The following is a 21,017-nucleotide window of genomic DNA, read 5'->3' on the forward strand; positions in this document are numbered from 1 at the left end:
ATGCTGACGCTACCGATGCTGACGCTACCGATGCTGACGCTACCGATGCTGACGCTACCGATGCTGACGCTACCGATGCTGACGCTACCGATGCTGACGCTACCGATGCTGGCGATAACGACAGCAACGATTCGGGCAAGAACGATTCTAAGAACGATTCCAAGAAGGACAAGTTGGCCGACACCGGCGCAAACGCTCCACTGGTAATCGGCGGAATCGCCTTGCTGCTGGTCCTCGCAGGTGGAGCCGTAACCGTGCTCCGTCGTAAGAAGGCCTAAGCTATCGTAAAGTAGCACCATAAATCTTGAGCTGGGCAGCTGATATTAGCTGCCCAGCTCAAGACTTTTTATTTGGCACATGACTTAGATGTGGCTGCGCATCTGAACCTTGTTCTGTTGGAATATAGTTCTCTTAAATAGGCGAGTAATCGATACAGAAGATTTCAGTAGCTGGCTGAATGCCCGGCAAAGTGTTCAGCAGAGACCGATGTCGATAGAAAATTTGGGCAATGACGGCAAGCGGAATGACGCCCTGACATTCGAGAGGTAAGGATGACCAAAAAAGGTCACACGCGAAGGCTGATAGCCGTAATTGTTGCGTTGGTAATGGTGCTTGGTTATAGCGCAGTAGCAGTATCCATGGCAGTGGAAGCATCTAATCCAGTGAAGCGCGAATTATCGCCGTTCTTCAGTCAGAAATGGAATGTTTTTGCTCCCAATATTCAGAAGCGCGACTCCTACTTGGAGGTTCGCTCCCGGGCATATGACGACGACGGGAAAATCACAGAATCGGAATGGATTCCCGTTACCGAAGTAGAGCGACTACTGAATAAAGGCAGCTTGGCCCCCTCCCGGATTCAAAAACTTTCTCAAAACACCACCAGTGTTTACCTCTCACGATTCAACAAGCTGAAGTCCGATCAGCGGGAAACTGCACGGAAGAACTTTGTCTCTGTTGACGGTAAGAAACGCGATGTCATGACCGACAGTGAAGTCGTCAAAGCCATCCAGGGTGAAGAAAAAAACTCATCACGTGTAGTGAGCTTTGTACGTATGGATTACATGCTTGTTCGCTACGCCACGGTTTACTCTGAAGCCTATACCGGGAAGAAAGCACGTGATGTGCAATGGCGCATCGTCGGAGATCGAAATAACGACTTCAACCACCGCTTCATGGACGACGCGCAATTCGAAACGAGCGTGCGAACCTTCGGATGGCGTGCGGCTGATGCCAGCCCGTACGAACATGCCGTGGAGCATTTGGAGAACATGATTGACCGCCAGGAAGGCCGATAGGAAATGACATCTCTTATTGATAAATTCGGTAACTGGCTTCTCGAATCTAAACACTCTCTGATCAGCTTCTCGTTGCTGCGTATTATTTACGGCATCGGTATGCTCACCGTCTTGCTGCCAAGCATGGAAGACCGTTCCATACTTTGGGGGCCAGCCTCCTGGTGGGTTGATCCGGAAGCCAAACGGCGCGGCTACTGGACCTTTGACACGATTCTTACCAAGAGCGACGAATTGCTCTTCAGCCTTGGGTACATGGCTTTCATAGCCATCGTGCTGATCTTCATCGCTGGCTGGAAGACTAAGTACATCACGCCGTTGTTCCTGCTGTTCCTCGTTGCGTTGCAGTCCAACAACCCATATCTCACCAACGGCGGGGATACGCTAACGCGAATTACCTTGCTCTTCCTTGTTTTCGCCAACCTCAACGAGCATTTCTCAGTGGATTCTTGGTTGCGGCGACGTAAGGGAAAGACCGTCAATCGCAAGAACAAGCCAGCATGGAACGCGGTCCACAATATCGTGCTTCTGCTGTGCATGGCGCAGATCGTCATTGTCTACGTTATCTCCAGCTATCTGAAAGTCATCGGGGATAACTGGCTTGATGGAACGGGCTTCTACTATGCCTTGAATTTGGAGTCTTATCAGATCTACCCAGGACTCAACGAGCTGATTTGGCAGTCCAGTTTGTTCATCAAAATATCATCGTGGATGACTCTGATTGCCCAGGGCGGTTTCATCATTTTCATTCTGTGGCGCAAGCTGCGTCCATGGGCTGTGGCGGTCCTATTCACTATGCACATGGGCATCGCGCTTCTACTGGCAGGTCTCTGGCAGTTCTCGTTGGTCATGATCGCTTTGGACTTGCTCTTCATTTCCAATAAGGAATGGGCGGCGATCGCTGGATTCGTGAACAGAAAGATTCTTCGAAGGCGCTCGATCGAAGACGAACTTTTCGAAGAAAAGGAACTGGTTGCAGCTGGACGATAGCTAAACACAAAAATATGGGGTAGCTGAACTTTTGGTTCAGCTACCCCATATCGTTTAAAGAATTATTCGCCTACGTAGAACAGGCGCTTGTTCACGAATTCGTCCATGCCCAGCGGGCCAAGCTCGCGGCCGAAGCCCGAACGCTTCACGCCGCCAAACGGCATTTCTGCACCCTCTGCGCTGGCTGCATTCACGTTGGTCATGCCGGACTGCAGCTTCTGAGCCACCCTGGAGGCACGCTCGACGTCGGTGGAGTGCACCGAACCGCCCAAGCCGTAAATGGTGTCGTTGGCCAGCTCAGTGGCTTCCTCGTCGCTGGATACCTTGTAGACCACTGCTACCGGGCCGAAGAGCTCCTCGTAGTAGGCACGCATCTCCTTGGTGATGCCGGTGAGCACCGCAGGGGAGTAGTAGGCCGAAGGGCCGTCGTGCAGCACGCCGCCGGCGTGCAGGGTAGCGCCCTTGGCCACGGCGTCCTGGACCTGCTCGTGCAGGGACTCTGCCGCCTTGCGGGAGGACAGCGGAGCGAAGGTGCCTTCGGCTTCCGCCATCGGGTCGCCAGGCTGCAGGCCTTCGGCACGCTTGGTCAGTTCGGAAACGAACTCGTCATAGATGTCTTCCATGACGATCATGCGCTTGTTCGAGTTGCAGGCCTGGCCGGTGTTGTCGATGCGGTAGCCCCAAGCGGTATCCACGATGCCCGGTACGTCATCGGAGTCCAGGACAACAAATGGATCCGAGCCGCCCAGCTCCAGTACGGCCTTCTTCAGGTTGCGGCCGGCCTGCTCGCCGATAATGGCGCCAGCGCGCTCCGAGCCGGTCAAGGAAACACCCTGGATCCTGGAATCGGCGATGATGGTGGAGATCTGGTCGTGGGTGGCGAAGAGGTTGTTGTAGACGCCGGCCGGTACTCCAGCCTCATCCATGATTTCCTGGATGGCCAGTGCTGAACGCGGGCAGGACTCGGCATGCTTCAAGATGATGGTGTTGCCCAGCATCAGGTTAGGTGCCGCGAAGCGCGCTACCTGGTACAGCGGGAAGTTCCACGGCATGATGCCCAGCAGCGGGCCAACCGGGCGCTTCTGAACGACGGCCTTGCCGCCGGAGAAGGACTTGATCTCCTGGTCCGCTGCCAAGGCTGGTCCCTCGGTGGCGAAGTACTCGAAGATCTCCTGGCAGAATTCAGCTTCGCCCACGGCCTCGGACAATGGCTTGCCCATTTCGGTGGTCATGATCCTGCCGAGTTCTGCTGCGCGCTCGGCGAAGAGCGTGCCTACCTTGGAAACAATCTTGGCGCGTTCGTTGATGTCAACGTCCTGCCATGATTCGTAGGCGCTCTGCGCGGCAGCCAGCGCCTGTTCGACTTGCTCATCGGTGGCCGCGGCGAATTCCTCGACGACTTCACCGGTTGCCGGGTTCAAGACCTTGTAGGTTGGGGCGCTCATCAATGCTCCTGTCGTATGCACAAAAGTGGTCAGCGTAAGCCGTGTGGATCTAACGCTAGCGGACTCCACGCAATAAATGAATGTAATTCACTTCATATTGCGTCTACTCCGAGCTTATCCGCAGAAACAACATTCAGCCACCAAGGAACAGTAGGTATTTGGCTTGAGTGGAAGTTGCAGACGGAAGCGAATGAAAAAGCCGCGGTTTCCAAGACTTGTCTCGGAAACCGCGGCTCAAGAACACAGGTATTACCTGTGTGATCAGTGGATTACTAGCCGATAGCGGAAGAACGCCACCAGTCGATTCCGGCATCGCCCTGGGCGATCTTGGCAATCTGGGCCAATTCCGCGTCGGAGAACTCAAGGTTGTCCAGCGCGCCCAAGTTCTCGTCGAGCTGCTTGGTGGACGAGGCGCCGATCAATACCGAGGTTGCCGCGCCATCGCGCAGCAACCAGGCCAGGGCCATCTGCGCCAGCGACTGCCCGCGCGTCTGCGCAACCTCGTTCAGGCTGCGGACCTTGGCCAGGTTCTGATCGGTCAGCTGGGCTTCGAGCGAACGGCGTCCGCCTTGGCGGACCACATCAGTGGTTTCCAGGTACTTATCGGTGAGCAGGCCCTGGGCCAGCGGGGTGAAAGCAATGGTGCCCATGCGTTCCTTTTCCAGGGTTTGCAGCAGGCCGTGCTCTACCCACGGGTTCAGGATGTTGTAGGAAGGCTGATGGATTACCAGCGGGGTTCCCAGGTCCTTGGCGATAGCGGCAGCCTCGGCGGTGCGTTCTGCCGAGTACGAGGAGATGCCCACGTAGGTGGCCTTGCCCTGGCGAACCAGGGTATCCAAAGCGCCGATGGTTTCTTCCAGAGGAGTCTTCGGATCGAAACGGTGCGAATAGAAGATGTCCACGTAGTCCAGATTCATCTTCTTCAGCGAGGCTTCGCAGGAGGCCAGCAGGTACTTGCGCGAGCCGAAGGTGCCGTGCGGGCCTGGCCACATGTCGTAGCCGGCCTTGGAGGAGATGACCAGCTCGTTGCGGTAGGGCTTGAAGTCCTTTTCCATCATGCGGCCGAAGTTCTCTTCGGCTGAACCTGCCGGAGGACCATAGTTGTTGGCCAGATCGAAGTGGTTGATGCCGTTATCGAAAGCGTGGCGCAGGATCTCGCGCTGGGAATCGAATGGACGGTTATCGCCGAAATTCCACCACAGTCCCAGGGACAGCGGGGGCAGGCGCAGGCCGGAGTCGCCAACGCGGCGGTAGCCGAAGTGCGCATAGCGGTCTGCGGCAGCAGTGTAGGGACGGTGCAGTTCCGGGATGGACGGGAGGCGTTCGTATTCCACGAGGCACCTTTCTGCCAGGTCAAGCGCTGGCGAGCGGAAATCGATTTGACGTCAGTTTCCACAATAGGCCAGAGCCTGAACTAAATAAATAGCGCAAAGGTGGATCCGCTGTGTGCGTAATGGTTTCGTGGATTGGGATTAAATGAAGAACCGACCCGCCAGGCCAAGGAGGTAACGCCTGTGCGGATCGGTTCATCTAGATCACTCGCACCTTGAGAAGGTAATAACCACACTAGGAGCTGAAACTTGAAAGTAGCTGAATGCGAGGTGTGCGGTCTCTTGGGAAAAGGCTTTTGCTAATAATTCGAAGGCGGATCCGAAGCCGGGAATGACTCGTCTTCCCACTCTTCGACGAGAGCTTCATCGTGCTCGTCATGGCGCTTCTTTTCTTCTGCGGCCAGCCGCAGCTTTTCCTCTTCAGCGCCACCGGGCTGCCCAGCAGCTGATTGTTCAGGCATGATCTTCCTCCCAACTTCCGTGGGCCACCCCCTGCGGATGGCTGGACCCTGTGTCTTCAGTGTTCACCTATTAGCCGCGGATGTCGAGGGCGGCGGCAAACACTGATTTCGCCTTCAACGTCAATACAGGATTTAATCGAAGGCATGCCGATGATCAATAATCCCGCAGATGGTTCCGAAATCTTCTTTGACGATGACGGGGCTGCCGGGGAGCCGATTCTCTTCCTCCATGGCTCCGCCCTGTCCCGGTCCATCTGGAGAGGACTCGGCTACACCAAGGCGTTGGGCCAGGGGCACCGCACCATCCGCATGGACCTGCGCGGGCATGGCAAGTCAGCCAAATCCCATGACGTAGCCGACTACACCATGGACAAGGTGGCCGGCGATATCCGCGCGGTGATGGATCACCTGGGCATCGGACGTATTCACATTGTCGGCTACTCTTTTGGCGCACGCACCGGGCTCCACCTGGCCATGCACCACCCAGAGGAGGTGATCTCGCTGATCATGCTCGGCGGCACCTACGAAATTACCCCCGGCGAAATCGGGAAGCTCTTCTTCCCCGGCTACCTCGAGGTCCTGCGCAATGGCGACATCGAAGGATTCGTCACCGGGCAGGAAAAGAATGGACGCCTGGATCCAGCAACCCGCATGGCCTTCAAGTCCAACGACCCGCTGGCCCTGGCTGCCTACTACGAGGCCGCCGAGACCCTGCAGAACATCAATCTGTCCGAGCTGGGCAAGATCAGAATCCCGACCTTGCTGCTGATCGGCACCCGGGACCAGCCGCGCTTCGACCAGAACAAGATCATGGTCCGCACCTTGCCCAATGCGCGCATGGTGGCCTTGCCGGGGCGAACCCACGGCAGCACCCTGTTCCCGATTGAGCCTGTGGTCAAGGCCATCGAGTCCTTCTGGGCTGGACGCCAAGCATGAGTTCGGCCCGCTTCGACCTGAACAGGATTGCTTCAGGGCTGGCTTTCGGTCCCAGCAGGGAGGAACTCCATGAATCCTTGGCGGCTAATCCTGCCCAGCCGTTGGTGATCCAGGCGCCACCGGGATCCGGCAAGACGACGATAGTTCCACCCACGGTAGCCAACGCCCTGGACCAGGCAGGACTGGCTGGCAAGATCATCGTGACCCAGCCACGTCGTGTCGCTGCCCGGGCTGCTGCCCGTCGCCTCGCCCAGCTTGATGGATCGGTTCTGGGCCAGCGCGTTGGCTTCGCCGTGCGCGGGGAACGGCAGTCTTCGGCGCAGACCCGCGTGGAATTCGTGACCGCAGGCCTGATGCTGCGCAGGTTGCTGGCCGATCCGGATCTTGCCGGTGTGAGCGCGGTGATCATTGATGAGGTCCACGAGCGGTCGATCGATACGGATTTGTTGCTGGCGATGGCCAACCAGGTCAGCGAATTGCGTGATGACCTGTCGCTGATCCTGATGAGTGCCACCTTGCACGCCGGGGAACTCTCGGCGCTGCTGGCCCGTGGCCATGCCGCTCCAGTGCTCAGCGCCCACACCGCGCAGTATGCCGTGCAACAAGCTTTCGACAGCTTCGCCGGAATCCGGAATACCGAACGCGGACTGAATGATGACTACCTGCGCCACGTTGCCGCCGTCGCGGTACGCCACAGCGCGGAAGCCAACGCAGCAAGCGCAACCCCGGTGGACACCTTGGTGTTCGTCCCCGGGGTACGGGAAGTCGACCGCGTCTGCTCGCAGATTGCTGCCTCCGGAGTGCAAGCCCTGGCCTTGCACTCGCAGATCTCTTCCAAGGAACAAGACCGGATCCTCAGTGAGCCGGAGGCTGGCAGCGCCCCGCGGATCATCGTCTCCACCTCCATTGCCGAATCGTCGGTGACCGTGCCGCGCGTGCATCTGGTGGTGGACGCCGGCTACGCCCGCGAGCCGCGCCGAGACAGCTCGCGTGGTTTCTCGGGGTTGATGACCGTGGTGGCCAGCCGTTCCGCGGCCACCCAGCGGGCGGGCCGGGCAGGACGACTCGGGCCGGGCAAGGTGGTGCGGACCTTGGACCCCAAGTCCTTTGCCGCCGCCCCGGCGCACTCCACACCGGAAATCCGCACCGGCGACCTGGTCGCCGCCGGCTTGTCGCTCGCAGCATGGGGGACCCCGCGTGGCGAGGGGCTGGCCATGTGGGAAGCGCCGCCGGCTAGCGCCATGGCCAGCGACGAGCAGATCCTGCGCAGCCTGGACGCGGTTGACGGCACCGGGCAGATCACCGCCCTGGGCGAGCAGATGATGAAGGTTCCAGCAGACCCGCGTGCCGCCCGCGCGTTGCTCGAAGGCAGCCGGATTTTCGGCACCCGGGCTGCCTCGGATGCTGTCGCATTGCTGGCCAGCTCGGAACGCATTGCCAGTGCGGACCTGAATGAATTGCTTGCCGCGGTGCGCCGGAGTTCGCATCCGGCGCACCGTGCCTGGAAGCATGAAGCGCAGCGCCTGGAAAAGCTCCTGGGCAGTGCGGAAAACCGCACCGGGCGGCAGCCTGCACCGGCGGCTGCGGCCCTGACAGGCGTGTGCGCTTTGGCGTACCCGCAATGGATTGCGCGCAAGGTCGGCCCGGAGGAATACCTGTTGGCTTCGGGGACCCGGGCAACCTTGCCACGCGGCAGCCAGCTGATGCATGAGGAATTTCTTGCGGTCGCCGAAGTTTCCCGTGCCGGATCCAAGGCGGTGATCCGACGGGCCGTTGGCATCGAACTTGGCACTGCCGTCGACCTGTTGCCGCAGATGCACCAGAAGCGCGAAGTGGCGGAGCTGGTTGACGGCAGGATCACCGCTCGCCAGATCGAGAGCTTTGGCGAGATCGAGCTGGCGGCCCATCCGGTCAAGGCCACCGCAGAGCTGGGCATGCAGGCTGTTGCCAGCGCCATAGCTACGCAGGGGATAGCCTTCTTCGGCACCCATGAAAAGTTTGATGCCTTGCGCCGGCGGATGGCCGTGGCCCATCGCCTGCTGGGCGAACCCTTTGCCGCGATGGATGACCAGGCCCTGATTGCCTCGGCGGGCAACTGGTTGCAGCCGGTCTTGCGGCAGGTAGCCGCCGGCAAGAACGCGGCCAAGGTTGACCTGTATTCGGCATTGCGGACCTTGCTGCCGTGGGAGCATGCCCATGATTTTGATTCGCTGGTGCCCGAACGGCTCCAGGTGCCTTCGGGATCAAGGATTTCCGTGGCCTATCCCGAGGTCGGTGAAACCGGTCCAGCGGTCGTCGCCGTGAAATTGCAAGAATGCTTCGGGCTCGATGAGTCGCCGCGGCTGGTCAAGGGCAAGCTTGCCGTCCAGTTCCACTTGCTTTCGCCCGGTGGCCGGCCGCTGGCGGTGACCGATGACCTGGTTAGCTTCTTCAATGGGCCCTACGCCCAGGTGCGTTCTGAAATGCGCGGGCGCTACCCGAAGCATCCTTGGCCGGAGAATCCATGGGACCACGTGGCAACGGCAAAGACCAAGAACCGATTGGGCCAGCAGTAGGCAAAAGCACGCCGGGGCCGAGGCCCGGAAGAACGAGCCAGGTCCCGGCGTGCTTTCCGGCGCCCAGGTTCTAGGCGAACGCTGAGAAGCCGGTGATGTCGCGGCCCATGATCAAGGCCTGCACGGTTTCGGTGCCTTCATAGGTGTGGATTGCTTCCACATCAGCGAAATGGCGGGCCACGCGGTTGCTGGTCAGGATGCCGTTGCCGCCGAGCAGGTCGCGGGCGTTCGCTGCGATGGCGCGTGCGGTGCGGGTAGCGGTGTACTTGGCCAGCGACGCCTGCGGGCCGGTCAGCTCGCCGGAAGTTTCGCGCTTGGTCGCCTGCATGACCAGAACCTGGATAGTAGCCAGTTCGGACTGCATGCGGGCCAGGCGCTCCTGGACGATCTGGCTGGCGGCCAGCGGACGCCCGAACTGCACGCGCTGCTTGGCGTAGCTCACGGCCGACTCGTAGCAGGCGGTCGCGTGGCCCACGGCAGACCAGGCGACACCCAGCCGGGTGGCGAACAGGACGCGCGAGGTGTCCTTGAAGCTCTTGGCTTCGGGCATCACATCGTGGTCCGGAACGAAGACGTTCTCCATGCGGATATGCGCCTGCCAGATAGCGCGCAGGGAGAGCTTATTTTCGATGGTGGTGGCCTTGTAGCCTTCGGCATCCTGGTGCACGATGAATCCGCGGACCTTGCCTTCGTCGTCGCGGGCCCAAACGATGCTCACGCCGCCGACCGAGCCGTTGCCGATCCATTTCTTTTCACCGCTCAGGCGGTATCCGCCCTCGACCTTGGTGGCACGGGTTTCCAGCGAAACCGAGTCGGAACCATGAGTTGGTTCAGTCAGCGCGAAGGCGCCTGGAAGTTCGCCGCGCAGCATGGGGATGGCGTACTTCTTGATCTGCTGGGCATTGCCGCAGTACAGCACGGAGCGTAGAGCCAGACCGCCCTGGACGCCAACAATGGTGGAGACCGAACCGTCGCCACGGGCCATTTCCATGTTGACCAAGCCGGCAGCCAGCGGGCTCATTTCCTCGTAGCCTTCCAGGTTCAGGCCATCGCGCAGCAGATCCGCATCGCCGAGCTTCTTGAGCAGATGCAGCGGGTAGTCGGCCTTGTCCCAGTACTCGTGGATGTCGTCCTTGACCTCGTCGAGGATGAATGCACGGGCCTTGGCTCGCCACGCGTTGTCCGCTTCGCCTACTTCGGCGAAGATTCCGGTCGGATCGATATTGACGTCTCCGGACCACAGGTCGTATTCGGGTTCGACAACGCCGGCGGGAAATTCAAAACCGGTCTCCAGCTGGGACATTTCAGATGCTCCTAATAGCTACGGTGAAAAAGCTTCACTCCTAGACTAGTGGAACGCAGTGCCATGTCAAGAAACTTGGTTTCAAGAGTTGGGTGGAATCGATTAGTTTCCGTGCTCTTTGAGCGCGCGGGAGACGGCCTGGAGAATCGCCTGCTCATCGGCGCCGGCATCCAGCACGGAAACCACCACGCTGGGGGCCGCAGGCTTGGGGGCGGCCGCTGCCTGTCCGGGGTCGAGCAGATCTGCGAAGCGGTTCAGGAACTGGCGCACATCGTTGGCCAGCTTGGTGCGGTCCGTGCATTGCGCGTCTTTCAGCCAGCTGCGCAAATGATCGTTGTGGATCGCAACCAGGCCAGCGCTAACGCCCAGGCACAGCGACTTCTCCGTGGCGCTCTTTGCCAAATCGCGACGGTTCAGGAACCCGTAAAACGCCCGTTCGTAACGGTGAGTGGAGACCAGCTCGCGCTCTCGCAGCGACGGCACCGAGGAGAGCAGCTTGTGGCGCAACTGGGCACCTTCGGGGTTGACCGTGTACTGGTCGAAAACCACATGCGCGGCATCGATGAGCGTAGTGATTGCATCAACCGACGAGGCGGCCAGCGTGGTCTCGACGTGTGTAATGATCATTTCCTGGTCGGCGAAGACCATATTCTCTTTCGACCCGAAACGGCGGAAGAAAGTGGAACGGGAAATGCCAGCGGCAGCTGCCAGCTCGTCGACGCTGGTGGCATCGAAGCCCTGGGTAATGAGTAGATCAAGGGCTGCTGGGGGTACTGCGGAAGAAGCGATCATGATTCACGAATTTAGCACGATTCAAGCTGGGAAATTCTTGGGTTCAGCTATGCGCGCCGCGCAAATGATTGTGAACTACTGCGCCCATGACTACGCTGAACATCAGGGCGTTCCATGCAGGAACGCCATTCTTGGACGAAATGAAAGAGAAGTGAGGGCCCATGGGAATCTCGATTGCAAACGCCGCGCTACGTTTGGTCAGTGGTGCGTTCATTCTCAACAGCGGCATCAACAAGTTGCGCATCGATGAAGCCAGCGCCGCAGGCCTGCAGCAGATGGCAGCCAACGGCGTGCCTCAGCTGGCCGAGCTGGAACCGGCAGTTTTCGGTAAGGCCGTATCCATCGGCGAGATCTCGCTGGGTAGCGCCTTGCTGCTGCCGCTGATCCCATCGCGGCTGGCCGGCTTAGGCCTGGGCGCATTCTCCGGTGTGCTGCTGGCTTCCTACCTGCGCACTCCGGGCATGACAGAATCCGACGGCATCCGCCCAACCGCGGATGGCACCGCCCTGGCCAAGGACGTATGGCTGGCAGGTATCGCTGTGGCATTGATTCTTGGTCGCAAGGGCGCCAAGAAGATCAAGAAAGCAAAATAAGCGGACGGAATCGCTTGAGCAAAACACTCGGCACGCCGTAAGTTGATCTTGGAGACTGCGGTTTTCAGCGGCCACATTTGAACTACAAGCTAAGAGGAGAACCAATGGGTTTCTTAGATGATGCAAAGAAGAAGCTGGGCGAGGCAGTCGAAAACGCGAAGGACTTCGCAGGCGACGCTACCGAGAACGTGAAGAACTTCGCAGCGGACGCCCAAGAAAAAATCGGCGAGAAGGTCGATGAATTCAAGAACGGCGATAGCAACGAAGAACCTGAAGACAAGGTCTAGCGACCACGAAGCCAGCGCCTGATCCAGCGACTTTCGAGTCCCGGACCAGGCGCTGGCTCCGTTAAGAGCTGCCTCTGGCTAGTGGCGCTGCGCCTTCTTGCCATCGCTGAGGAACGCTACAACGAGCACAGCAGCCACGCCGATGAAGCCTGGCAGCATCAGTGCCTGTCCCAGGCCAACAGACGTGGCTTCCATGATCACCGCAGGATCCTTGGAATCTGCCTGCGCGATCTGTGCCGAAATGCGGGCATCCATCATCACCGCGATCAGCGCAGAACCAAGCACTGAACCGATTTGCCGGGTGGTGTTGTAAATCCCTGAACCGGCACCCGCATCACGCGCGGTCAAGTCCTTGGTGGCTGCCAGCGACAGCGATGGCCAGATCATGGCTGAACCGATGCCTTGAACCGCTGAAGGAATCAGCAGCATCCACAGCGGGATATCGGCGTGCATCATGAAGGCGTAGACCACCGTGGCACCGCCAAACAGGAAGAACCCGGGCACGGCCAAGATCCGCGGGCTGAGCTGATTGACCTTCTTTCCCAGCTGCGGCGCGAGGAAGATCGCCACGAAAGCCATCGGAGAAATCATCAACGCGGATTCGGTGGGAGTCAGGCCTCGGACATTCTGCAAGAAGAACACCATCGGCAAGGCGATGGTCGCGATGGTCAGGCCCATGAAGGTGATCGCGACATTGGCCAAGGAGAAATTGCGGACCTTGAACAATCGCAGCGGAACCAGCGGTTCAGACGTGGTCTTGGACTGCCACCAGATGAAGGCTCCCATCAGCACCGCGCCGATGATAATCAGATGCCACGAATTCAGCGGGCCAATGAATGGTTCCCAATTGGTGGCATCGCCTTCCTGGATGCCGAAGACCAAGCAGAACATGGCCAACGCCGAAAGGATGACGCCGAACCAGTCGAAGGAATGCGCTTGGGATTCAAGGGCTGGCACGAATTTGAAGACCATGGTCAAGCTGACTACCGCGATGGGCAAGTTGATGAAGAAGATCCATTCCCAGCCGATGGAGTCCACCAGCAGACCGCCGGCAATCGGACCGATCAGCGAAGCGATGCCCGCCACTGCACCCCATAGGCCCATGGCTGCACCGCGGTGCTGATAAGGGAAGAGGCGGGTAATGAGCGTCATCGCCTGAGGGGAAATCATCGAAGCGCCAAGGCCCTGGACGGCGCGCGCCGCCACCAGCGAGCCGAGGGAATCGGACAAGCCGCACCACAGCGAGGCCAGCGAGAAGACCACCATGCCGATGAGGTAGATATTGCGCGGACCGAAGCGGTCACCGAGGCGCCCGGTGACCAGCAGCGGCACCGCGAAGGTGAGCAGGTACGCGCTGTTGACCCACAAGATGCTGGAGATATCGGCGTCCAGCGACGTCATGATGGAGGGCATTGCGGTGGACACGATCGTGGTGTCCAGCAGGATCATGAAGAAGCCGATGACCAGTGCCCAGAGGGCACGCCAGGCGGCTTTCTTGTCGAAGTGTGTTTCGGGATTCGCAGTTTCAGGCACTGGTCAAGGCTAGTCCCTATCAGCCCTGTGCGGAACGGATAGCGAAACTATGCATAGGAAATCAGTCGAAACTCACATCGCCCGAGATGCGGGTGGCGACATCGCCACTGACCCAGACGCCTTTTTCGGTAGCTTCAATATGCAAGATCGCTTCGCGGCCCAAACGCGTGCCCTGGCGCACGGTATAGCGCTGGGGTGCATAACCGGTCTGCGTCAGCCAGATGCCGAACGCAGCATTCAGCGAACCGGTGGCAGGGTCTTCCGGAACAGCCTCGCCGGGAATGAAGGCACGGACCTCATAGTCCGCCGGAGGCTGCAGCACCACATTGCGGAAGCGCTCTTCGGAACGCTCAAAATCAGAGAAGTCCAGCGGACGCAGCTCTTCGCGGGTACCGGAAACGCGCGGCATGACCGATCCGCGCGGTTGCCACACGCTCTGCGAAACGCTGGCTGCGGTGTAGGGGCCGATGACGCCTACTTCCAATCCCTGCAGCGCCTCATAGTCAGGTTCGATGCCCAGCACGATATCGGCGTCACGCAGCACCAGGCCCGCAGGATGCGGACCGTTGACCAGCCACTGGTGGTCCACCACGTCTTCTTCGCGAATGCCCAGCCCGGCAATCGCCCATTGCAGGACATCTGGTTCCAAAGGGCCCGACCTGGTCAGCGGGGGTGCGAGGAAGGCCAAGCGCCGCGAGTGGCGGTCGCTGCTTTCCCGTTCCACACGCACCGGAATCAGCCCGGCACCGCATTGCTGGATCAGATGGCCTGCGGGACCAGCCTCGCCACCGGACTCCAGCCAAGCATGAGCCGCGCCCAGCGTCGGATGGCCAGCAAAGGGCAGCTCGGTGCTCGGGGTGAAAATGCGAATGGCGTAGTCCGCTTCCTCATCAGTGGGCTCGACGAAGAATACAGTTTCCGCAAGATTCAGCCACTGCGCAAAGTGCTGCATCTGGTCATCGCTCAGGCTGTCGGCATTGAACACGACTCCCAGGCCATTGCCGTTGAAAGCAGTGGGTGCAAAGACATCAACCTGCTGATAAGAGAATGTGCGCGACATACTTAGCATGGTGGCACATTAATCAGCAGGTTGACCCGGTGTTACGTGGTACGTCACGCAAAAAGTTGCGAACGCATCAAGGAAATGAACCTTCTTTACCAATGGTGCGCAACATCGATGACCAAGCGTGAACCGTCGCCAGGTCCAGGCAGTGCGAACACGCGCATGGGCAGCCGTGCCCTGGTCGAGAGCCCCACTTTGGTTTGGCCTTCAAAGCTGCCCAGCCACACCAATTGGCGGAACGTCGTGTAGCCCAGATTCTTCACTTCGGCGCCCGGGTTGAAATCCTCGGTTACCGGGGCCTGCACCAGGATTTCCAGGTTGGCACCGCCAGTGGTGTCCACCTGCAGGCCGGAACCGATTCCGGTCAGTTCGCTGACATACCTGGCTGAATGGCTGGCAGCTGGTCCTGCGAGATCGATGACCAGCCGGTCAAAGCACAGGTGCCGTCCGGTCCGAAGATTTTCCACTGCGGAATGCGTGGACAAGGAGCTGGTTTTGGCCAAGGATCCCCAATAAACCGTTGGGCAGGAAGCAGACGCGAGGGCGGCCGGAGCGGGGGCCGCCGCGGAAGCAGGCGTCACCACGAGCAAGGCTGCCGCCACCGTGCCTAGAACGATTCCAATTTTTCCGTGGCGCATATGGATCACCGTCTCTCTTGGTTTGCGCCCGCAGGCAGAGCGGACTGCCAGTGAGTCAACTAAAGGCCTGGAATGCGGCAAGCGCAAGGGCAGAAAAGAATTGGAACCACTCTGAGACGCTTCTGCAATGGAGCCGGAGAACTCCCGGGCCGTAGGGCGGAAGGCAGGTTCCACACAGCATTTATTTAGCGCCATATGACATGCTTTAAACATGTCACCTACCCCCGTTGAACCCATCGGCGAAACCGTCGAGGAAGTCATTACAGCCTCAAGCTTCCTCCCCGAATCGTTGCAATTTTGGGTTGTCCTGCTCATCGGTGCGCTCGTAGCCGCAATCCTGGCGTTTGTTTTCAGCGGCGTTTCCCGCCGCGTGCTGCGCCGGATCGGCGTGGACGAAGCCGACGTGAAAGCCACCAGATTCCCGTTCTTCGGCCTGGTTACCTCGATTATTGCCAAGTCGGCCTTCGCGGTCTTCTATCGAGAACGCACTTGGTACAACCCCTGGCAGTTCGCCATTTTGATCATTCTGGTCTTCTTCCTCACCTGGTTCATCATCAAGCTGGTGCGCGTGATTGAGACCGGCATGATGGCACGCTTCGAGGTGAGATTCGGTCCAGGGCGCAGGCTGGCCAAGGTCCAGACGCAGGTCGGCCTGATGCGACGGGTACTGGTTGCGGTGCTCTGCATCATTGCAATCGCCGCGGTGCTGCTGACGATCGAGCAAGTCAGGGCGCTGGGGGCCGGCCTGTTGGCCTCGGCTGGCCTGGCTTCGGTGGTCGTTGGCCTGGCCGTGCAGTCAACCTTGGCGAACGTATTTGCCGGCTTGCAAGTGGCCTTTACCGACTCGATTCGCGTGGATGACACGGTGGTAGTCGAGGGGGAACGCGGCACGGTAGAGGAGATCACCCTCTCCTACGTCGTGGTGCACCTGATCGACGGGCGCCGGATGATCCTGCCATCGACCTACTTCACCACGACGCCATTTGAGAACTGGTCGCGGCGCAGCACGGAGATCTCCGGAAACGTAGCACTGCAGCTGAAGCTCAATGCGCCGATTTCCTACCTGCGCCAGCGCAGCAGCGAACTGCTTGAAGCCTCCGACTGGTGGGATGGCCGGGACAATGAGCTGCTCGTGACCGACGCGCAAAACGGCTTGCAAACAGTGACCATTTATTTATCCGCGCGCAACGCCGGGGACCTGTGGAACCTGCGCAATATGCTTCGGGAGAAGCTGCTGGCCGAGCTGGTGGAAAACTACCCTGATTGCCTGCCGGATCCCCGGATGATTCCAAGCAACCCGGTCTAGCGGCATAACGGAAGCCGCTGATCCCAGTACTGTGAACTGGGATCAGCGGCTTTTGCCGTTTCCGGGGACTTAGAGCCGCAACGCAGCGGGTCCGTAGTCGTTGTAGCGCTCCTGGCGGGCCGTCGCTTCGCGCAATGCGGAGATGAGCGACTCGGCCTTGCCAATGAGATCCTGGATCAAATCATCGTCGCGTTCCACCCAAAGGTATTCGGGAACCGCGCGCACCGGCACGAAATTATCGTGCTCTTCCCAAACGAACAACGTGCGTTCGGCCCCGATCACATGCTGCTGCCAGAGCACCTGGCGCAGGTAGCTCTTGGGGATCTTCTTGAAGGGCTTGTTGGTGGTCTTGATTTCAGCCAAAACCGGAACTCCCGATGCATCGAAACCCAAGCCATCGGGAGTCGCCAGATGGAGTCTCGAATGCTGCGAGTGGAAGAGCTGGGAGGAGGGGAAAATATTGAAATTCTCTTGGACCCAGGCAGCGATGACCGGTTCGCGCTTGCGCCCGTGATCGGTGTAGGGATTGCCGGAGAAGCCATTGCCGTAGAGCTTGTCCCATGCGGCGTTCTTGATGGACTTCTCGGTGGACAACTTGGCCACGTCCGTTGCGGTGATGCCCTGGGCCCGTGCGCGGAGCCACTCAATGCGGTTGGAAGAGTCGGCTAGAACACGTTCGAAGCATTCATGTTGGACGCCGGGCACAGTAATCACTTGACCTATTCTTCCCCATGAATGGGCAAGAACCGTGCACCTTGGGCTTCGAGCTGGCGTGAGACTAGTCGCTGGCTTCAGCGATAGCGGTCAACAGCTGATTGATAGTCGGTGTCTGGCTGGCACGGAATTTCTCCGTGCCTTCCTGCAATAGCCGAATGACCGGGGTGCTGGTGATTCCCATTTCCTCGCCGCGCTCCACCTGCTCCACGACATTGATCTCTTCGACCTCCAACGCGGGCAGCAGTTCCTGCACGCGGGCGACAGCCAGCCGCGTGCGCACGCACGGTGCGCAGAATGGTTGCGTATACAGTTCCAGCTTCATCTGTTGCCTACTGCTCCTGCTGTCGTCGTGAACTAGCTGCCGGCTGCTCCTACCGGGGGATGAGCCTGGCCGGAGGCTACTTGGAACCCTGCGCTGATGCGCGCGGGTACCATTTGTTGAAAACATTGGGTCATGCTTGAAAATTCCCTTGGCCATCCTCCCGTACTCGCCGCTCACGGACTCTACCGCAGCTTCGGTTCCACCACTGCACTGAACGGCGTCGATCTGCAGATTTCACTGGGCCAGTCCCTTGCCATCATGGGCCCCTCGGGTTCCGGAAAATCCACGCTGCTGCACGCACTGGCCGGTATTGAACTTCCCGACGCCGGCAGCATCATGCTGAACTTCCCGGGCCGTGCACCGGTGGATATCCAGGGGCTCAAGGATAAGGCGCGCACCAGGCTGCGCCGTGAATCCTTCGGCTTCGTCTTCCAATCCGGACTGCTGATTCCCGAGCTCACTGCCGAAGAGAATGTGGCCATGGCCTTGATGATCAACGGCGTGCCACGCAACGCCGCCATTTCCAGTGCCGGGGCGGCCCTGGCGGAACTGGGCCTGGCAGGAATGGAGCAACGCCGCATCGGCCAGCTCTCCGGCGGGCAGCAGCAACGAGTAGCCATTGCCCGCGCGCAGGTCACCGGGGCGATGGTGGTCTTTGCCGATGAACCTACCGGCGCGCTGGATTCAACCACGGGCTTCGAAGTGCTGAAGATCTTGCTGCAATGCACCGTCGGTGCCGGAAAATCCCTGGTGATGGTGACCCATGATCCCAATGTCGCCGCGCGCTGCGACCGTGTAGTGCAGCTGCAGGACGGCCAGCTGATCAGCGACAGCCTGCGCCCATCGGCCACCGTGGATGGCGGTGCCCAGAAGTGAATATCCTGCACCTGTCATGGATGCTTGGCCGGCCGGCGAAGTCCCGGCTGGCACCACTGATCCTGACCGCCAGCGCCTACGCCATGGTCAGCGCGATCCTGCTGATCGTGCTGGGAGGCGCCTACTCCTTTACCAGTTTCGAATCCGCGGCCCAGGGGATGTACCTGCCATTGGCAGCCTTCGCCGTGGTGCTTCTGGTAGTCCCATTGCTGGTGCTGGGATCGGCCGCTGCCCGGCTCTCCGCGCGGTCCAATGACCGCGCCCTGTCGTCCTTGCGCTTGCTCGGCGCAACCGGGGCGCAGATCGGCCTCGTGGCCGTGCTGCAAGCCGCCGGCACGGCGTTGGCCGGCGCACTCGCCGGAATCGTGCTCTACCTCCTGGCCGCACCAGTGGCCTCGCTGATTCCGTTCCAAGGTGCGCCGATCGGTTCGGCCATCTATTTGCCGCTGTGGGTGCTGGCGATAGCAGTAGTCGCTGTCGTGCTCCTCTCGGCAGGCAGTGCAGCTGCCGGCTTGCGCAAATTGGTGATCACCCCGTTGGCGGTGGCAACCCGCAGCACGGTGCCCACCCCCAGCTGGCTGCGCGCGGTGATCACCCTTGCCGGCATTCTGGTGCTGTACATGGTGTTCTCCAACATGGGCCAGTTCGTGCAGTCCATCGCCGCGATCATCGCAGTGGTGGTTGGCGGTTTCGGCTTCGGCCTGCTGGTGATGAACCTGGTCGGTCCGTATCTGGTGGCGAAGGTGGGCAAGGCCAAGCTGCGCAAGGCCAGAACTCCGCAAGAGCTGCTGGCAGCCCGCATGATCCTGGAAAGCCCTGCCGAATCCTGGCGCCAGGTATCCGGGGTTGCCATGGCTTCGTTCGTCGCGGTGGTGGGCGGCAGCGGGGCCGCCTTGATGGAGCTGACCGGAAGCGAACTCGATCAGGGCACCTGGCTGGAGCATGTGCCGGCCGATGTCACCACCGGCGTGCTGGTGACCTTGGCGATCAGCTTCATCTGCGTGGCCGCTTCGGCGGCGATCTCCCAAAGCGCCAGTACCCTGGATCGCGCTGAGCTGTATCGCGGGCTGAACCGGTTGGGCATGCCCTACGAAACGATGAACGCCGCGCGCACCAAGTCGATCATGATCCCGGCGCTGGCTGCCTCGATCGGTTTCGCCATCGCCTCCACGGTGCTCGTGCTGCCCCTGGCCGGGGCCGCCATCCTGCTCAAGCCGCTGACGGTCATCACGGTAATTGTCTCCGTGTTACTCGGCTTGCTGCTGGTGCGGGGAGCAATTTTGGTGGCTGATCCGCGGAAGCTGCTAGCAACTAGAGAATAAAGTCTCTGGTCAGCCCACCGAAAAAACCGCCCGATTTGGTTAGGGTCACTTCAGGGCCGGTGATTAGGGACGTTTCGTGTTGCGTAATGCGCAGAGAAACGCGTATCGTGGCATACGGCCCGGATAGGCATGCCTAACCTAGCTAAACAAAACGTTGACAGAACCTCGCATAGTCTGGAATCACCGACCCATGAAAAATTCACGTCGCGCCGGAATTTTCGCCGCTTCAACTGCCATCCTCGCCTTGGGCCTGACCGCCTGCGGCGCGTCGAGCAACTCAGCGGATCCGTCGGCTGACACTTCAGCCAAGGCCGCAGAAGACTTCACTCCGGTCACCATCGAGAACATCTATGGTGAAACCACGATCGAAAAAGTCCCGGAACGCATTGCGACCATCTCGTGGGTCAACGCAGATACCCTGCTGGCTCTGGATACCGTGCCGGTCGGCATGGACACCGACACCTACGGCATGAACGAGAACAACTCCACCGCATGGAAGGACGCCGCTCTGGAAGAGCAGGGCGCTTCCATCGGCTCCGAGAAGGCGCCCGTGCAGTACAAGGTGGGCGATGACATCGACTACACCGGCATCGCCGCCAGCAAGCCCCAAGTCATCTTCGCTCCATACTCGGGGTTGAAGAAGGAGCAGTACGAGAAGCTGCAGGAAATCGCTCCGGTCGTTGGCCCCATCGAGCCTAACTACCTGACCAGCTGGGAACAGGTCACCGAAGTTGCCGGCCAGATGCTGGGCAAGGAAGAAGAAGCCGACGCCCTGATCGAAGAGATCGAAGGCAAGCTGGCCAAGGTCGGCGAAGACAACCCAGCGCTGAAGGACACCACCTTCATCGCCGCTGACCTCTCGGCGCCGGATACCGCCTACATCTACTCCGAAGGCGACACCCGCCCGCGCTTCCTGAGCGCACTGGGCATGACCCAGGCCGAGTACGTGCAGAAGAACGCCGCCAAGGACACCTTCTTCTTCACCGTGTCGCCGGAAAAGGTCAACGAGTGGGATTCGGACATCGTCTTCGCTTCGGCTGTTGCGGGCAACACCATGGAAGATGTCGTCAAGGGCCAGCCGCTCTACGGCCAGATCCCTGCCGCGAAGAACGATGCCGTGGCACTGCCAGGCACCGATGAAGCAACCCTGGCGATCTCCGCGGCTTCGCCGCTGTCCATCGAATGGGCACTGGATAACGTAGTTCCAGGCATCGTCAAGGCTGCTGACAACGCAGCTGCCGCGAAGTAGCTCCGG

21 protein-coding genes are annotated in these 21,017 nt (G+C 59.9%); 11 read left to right on the forward strand and 10 right to left on the reverse strand.

Annotated elements, in window-relative coordinates; all coding sequences use genetic code 11:
• The 3 genes from ACIOU9_RS00015 to ACIOU9_RS00025 form a co-directional block, all read left to right on the forward strand.
• Positions 1 to 278 (forward strand): LPXTG cell wall anchor domain-containing protein (locus ACIOU9_RS00015; RefSeq protein WP_402695755.1); only part of this gene is annotated, 278 nt, incomplete at its 5' end.
• Between the two features lie 273 nt (positions 279 to 551).
• Positions 552 to 1,295, forward strand: a complete 744-nt coding sequence (locus ACIOU9_RS00020; RefSeq protein WP_208294297.1) for a DUF5819 family protein — start codon at positions 552 to 554, stop codon at positions 1,293 to 1,295.
• A gap of 3 nt (positions 1,296 to 1,298) precedes the next feature.
• Positions 1,299 to 2,282, forward strand: coding sequence for an HTTM domain-containing protein (locus tag ACIOU9_RS00025; protein ID WP_133834863.1), 984 nt, complete (start codon positions 1,299 to 1,301; stop codon positions 2,280 to 2,282).
• A 62-nt stretch (positions 2,283 to 2,344) separates the two neighbouring features.
• Here ACIOU9_RS00025 and ACIOU9_RS00030 read toward each other — a convergent pair whose 3' ends face one another.
• The 3 genes from ACIOU9_RS00030 to ACIOU9_RS00040 form a co-directional block, all read right to left on the reverse strand.
• Positions 2,345 to 3,727: an NAD-dependent succinate-semialdehyde dehydrogenase gene (locus ACIOU9_RS00030; RefSeq protein ID WP_105659101.1), complete on the reverse strand. Its 1,383-nt coding sequence runs from the start codon at positions 3,725 to 3,727 to the stop codon at positions 2,345 to 2,347.
• A 272-nt stretch (positions 3,728 to 3,999) separates the two neighbouring features.
• Positions 4,000 to 5,061, reverse strand: coding sequence for an L-glyceraldehyde 3-phosphate reductase (gene mgrA, locus ACIOU9_RS00035; RefSeq protein ID WP_402695756.1), 1,062 nt, complete (start codon positions 5,059 to 5,061; stop codon positions 4,000 to 4,002).
• A gap of 296 nt (positions 5,062 to 5,357) precedes the next feature.
• Positions 5,358 to 5,519 carry a hypothetical protein gene (locus ACIOU9_RS00040; RefSeq protein ID WP_166650864.1) on the reverse strand — a complete coding sequence of 54 codons (162 nt, stop codon included), beginning with the start codon at positions 5,517 to 5,519 and terminating at the stop codon, positions 5,358 to 5,360.
• Between the two features lie 144 nt (positions 5,520 to 5,663).
• Here ACIOU9_RS00040 and ACIOU9_RS00045 point away from each other — a divergent pair, with 144 nt between their 5' ends.
• Both ACIOU9_RS00045 and hrpB read left to right on the forward strand, forming a co-directional pair.
• Positions 5,664 to 6,455: an alpha/beta fold hydrolase gene (locus tag ACIOU9_RS00045; protein ID WP_402695758.1), complete on the forward strand. Its 792-nt coding sequence runs from the start codon at positions 5,664 to 5,666 to the stop codon at positions 6,453 to 6,455.
• The gene (gene hrpB, locus ACIOU9_RS00050; protein WP_402695760.1) at positions 6,452 to 9,010 is read left to right on the forward strand and encodes an ATP-dependent helicase HrpB; all 2,559 of its coding nucleotides are present in this window, start codon (positions 6,452 to 6,454) and stop codon (positions 9,008 to 9,010) included. The genes ACIOU9_RS00045 and hrpB overlap by 4 nt, the downstream gene beginning before the upstream one ends.
• Positions 9,011 to 9,080: 70 nt before the next feature.
• Here the strand turns inward: hrpB and ACIOU9_RS00055 are convergent, their stop codons facing one another.
• Together ACIOU9_RS00055 and ACIOU9_RS00060 are read right to left on the reverse strand one after the other, a co-directional pair.
• Positions 9,081 to 10,313 carry an acyl-CoA dehydrogenase family protein gene (locus tag ACIOU9_RS00055; RefSeq protein ID WP_105659098.1) on the reverse strand — a complete coding sequence of 411 codons (1,233 nt, stop codon included), beginning with the start codon at positions 10,311 to 10,313 and terminating at the stop codon, positions 9,081 to 9,083.
• A gap of 102 nt (positions 10,314 to 10,415) precedes the next feature.
• Positions 10,416 to 11,105, reverse strand: coding sequence for a TetR family transcriptional regulator (locus ACIOU9_RS00060; RefSeq protein WP_332595055.1), 690 nt, complete (start codon positions 11,103 to 11,105; stop codon positions 10,416 to 10,418).
• Positions 11,106 to 11,266: 161 nt separating this feature from the next.
• Between ACIOU9_RS00060 and ACIOU9_RS00065 the strand changes: the two genes are divergently transcribed.
• Positions 11,267 to 11,698 carry a DoxX family membrane protein gene (locus ACIOU9_RS00065; RefSeq protein ID WP_105659096.1) on the forward strand — a complete coding sequence of 144 codons (432 nt, stop codon included), beginning with the start codon at positions 11,267 to 11,269 and terminating at the stop codon, positions 11,696 to 11,698.
• Positions 11,699 to 11,802: 104 nt separating this feature from the next.
• Positions 11,803 to 11,985: a hypothetical protein gene (locus ACIOU9_RS00070; protein WP_105662724.1), complete on the forward strand. Its 183-nt coding sequence runs from the start codon at positions 11,803 to 11,805 to the stop codon at positions 11,983 to 11,985.
• Positions 11,986 to 12,063: 78 nt separating this feature from the next.
• On the opposite strand, the gene ACIOU9_RS00075 is transcribed toward ACIOU9_RS00070, so the two are convergent.
• From ACIOU9_RS00075 to ACIOU9_RS00085, 3 genes are all read right to left on the reverse strand, one after another.
• Positions 12,064 to 13,518, reverse strand: a complete 1,455-nt coding sequence (locus ACIOU9_RS00075; RefSeq protein ID WP_105659094.1) for a DHA2 family efflux MFS transporter permease subunit — start codon at positions 13,516 to 13,518, stop codon at positions 12,064 to 12,066.
• A 61-nt stretch (positions 13,519 to 13,579) separates the two neighbouring features.
• A complete protein-coding gene (locus ACIOU9_RS00080) occupies positions 13,580 to 14,578 on the reverse strand; it encodes a PhzF family phenazine biosynthesis protein (protein WP_332727451.1) in 999 nt (332 codons plus the stop codon).
• 95 nt (positions 14,579 to 14,673) lie between these two features.
• On the reverse strand, positions 14,674 to 15,219 hold the full coding sequence (locus ACIOU9_RS00085) for a hypothetical protein (protein WP_402695762.1): 546 nt from the start codon (positions 15,217 to 15,219) through the stop codon (positions 14,674 to 14,676).
• Between the two features lie 211 nt (positions 15,220 to 15,430).
• On the opposite strand from ACIOU9_RS00085, the gene ACIOU9_RS00090 reads away from it, so the two are divergent.
• Positions 15,431 to 16,525 (forward strand): mechanosensitive ion channel domain-containing protein, encoded by a 1,095-nt coding sequence (locus tag ACIOU9_RS00090; protein WP_365943121.1) that lies wholly within the window; start codon positions 15,431 to 15,433, stop codon positions 16,523 to 16,525.
• A gap of 69 nt (positions 16,526 to 16,594) precedes the next feature.
• Here the strand turns inward: ACIOU9_RS00090 and ACIOU9_RS00095 are convergent, their stop codons facing one another.
• Together ACIOU9_RS00095 and ACIOU9_RS00100 are read right to left on the reverse strand one after the other, a co-directional pair.
• On the reverse strand, positions 16,595 to 17,239 hold the full coding sequence (locus tag ACIOU9_RS00095; RefSeq protein WP_286134416.1) for a YqaJ viral recombinase family protein: 645 nt from the start codon (positions 17,237 to 17,239) through the stop codon (positions 16,595 to 16,597).
• Between the two features lie 64 nt (positions 17,240 to 17,303).
• Positions 17,304 to 17,564: a thioredoxin gene (locus ACIOU9_RS00100; RefSeq protein ID WP_133834858.1), complete on the reverse strand. Its 261-nt coding sequence runs from the start codon at positions 17,562 to 17,564 to the stop codon at positions 17,304 to 17,306.
• 132 nt (positions 17,565 to 17,696) lie between these two features.
• Between ACIOU9_RS00100 and ACIOU9_RS00105 the strand changes: the two genes are divergently transcribed.
• The 3 genes from ACIOU9_RS00105 (at position 17,697) to ACIOU9_RS00115 (ending at position 21,011) form a co-directional block, all read left to right on the forward strand.
• Positions 17,697 to 18,440 (forward strand): ABC transporter ATP-binding protein, encoded by a 744-nt coding sequence (locus tag ACIOU9_RS00105; protein WP_402695764.1) that lies wholly within the window; start codon positions 17,697 to 17,699, stop codon positions 18,438 to 18,440.
• Positions 18,437 to 19,762, forward strand: a complete 1,326-nt coding sequence (locus ACIOU9_RS00110) for an FtsX-like permease family protein (RefSeq protein ID WP_388025229.1) — start codon at positions 18,437 to 18,439, stop codon at positions 19,760 to 19,762. The genes ACIOU9_RS00105 and ACIOU9_RS00110 overlap by 4 nt, the downstream gene beginning before the upstream one ends.
• A gap of 190 nt (positions 19,763 to 19,952) precedes the next feature.
• The gene (locus ACIOU9_RS00115) at positions 19,953 to 21,011 is read left to right on the forward strand and encodes an ABC transporter substrate-binding protein (protein ID WP_133834855.1); all 1,059 of its coding nucleotides are present in this window, start codon (positions 19,953 to 19,955) and stop codon (positions 21,009 to 21,011) included.
• The last annotated feature ends 6 nt before the right edge of the window (positions 21,012 to 21,017 follow it).

Source organism: Glutamicibacter sp. NPDC087583 (assembly GCF_044743685.1).
GTDB lineage: Bacteria > Actinomycetota > Actinomycetes > Actinomycetales > Micrococcaceae > Glutamicibacter.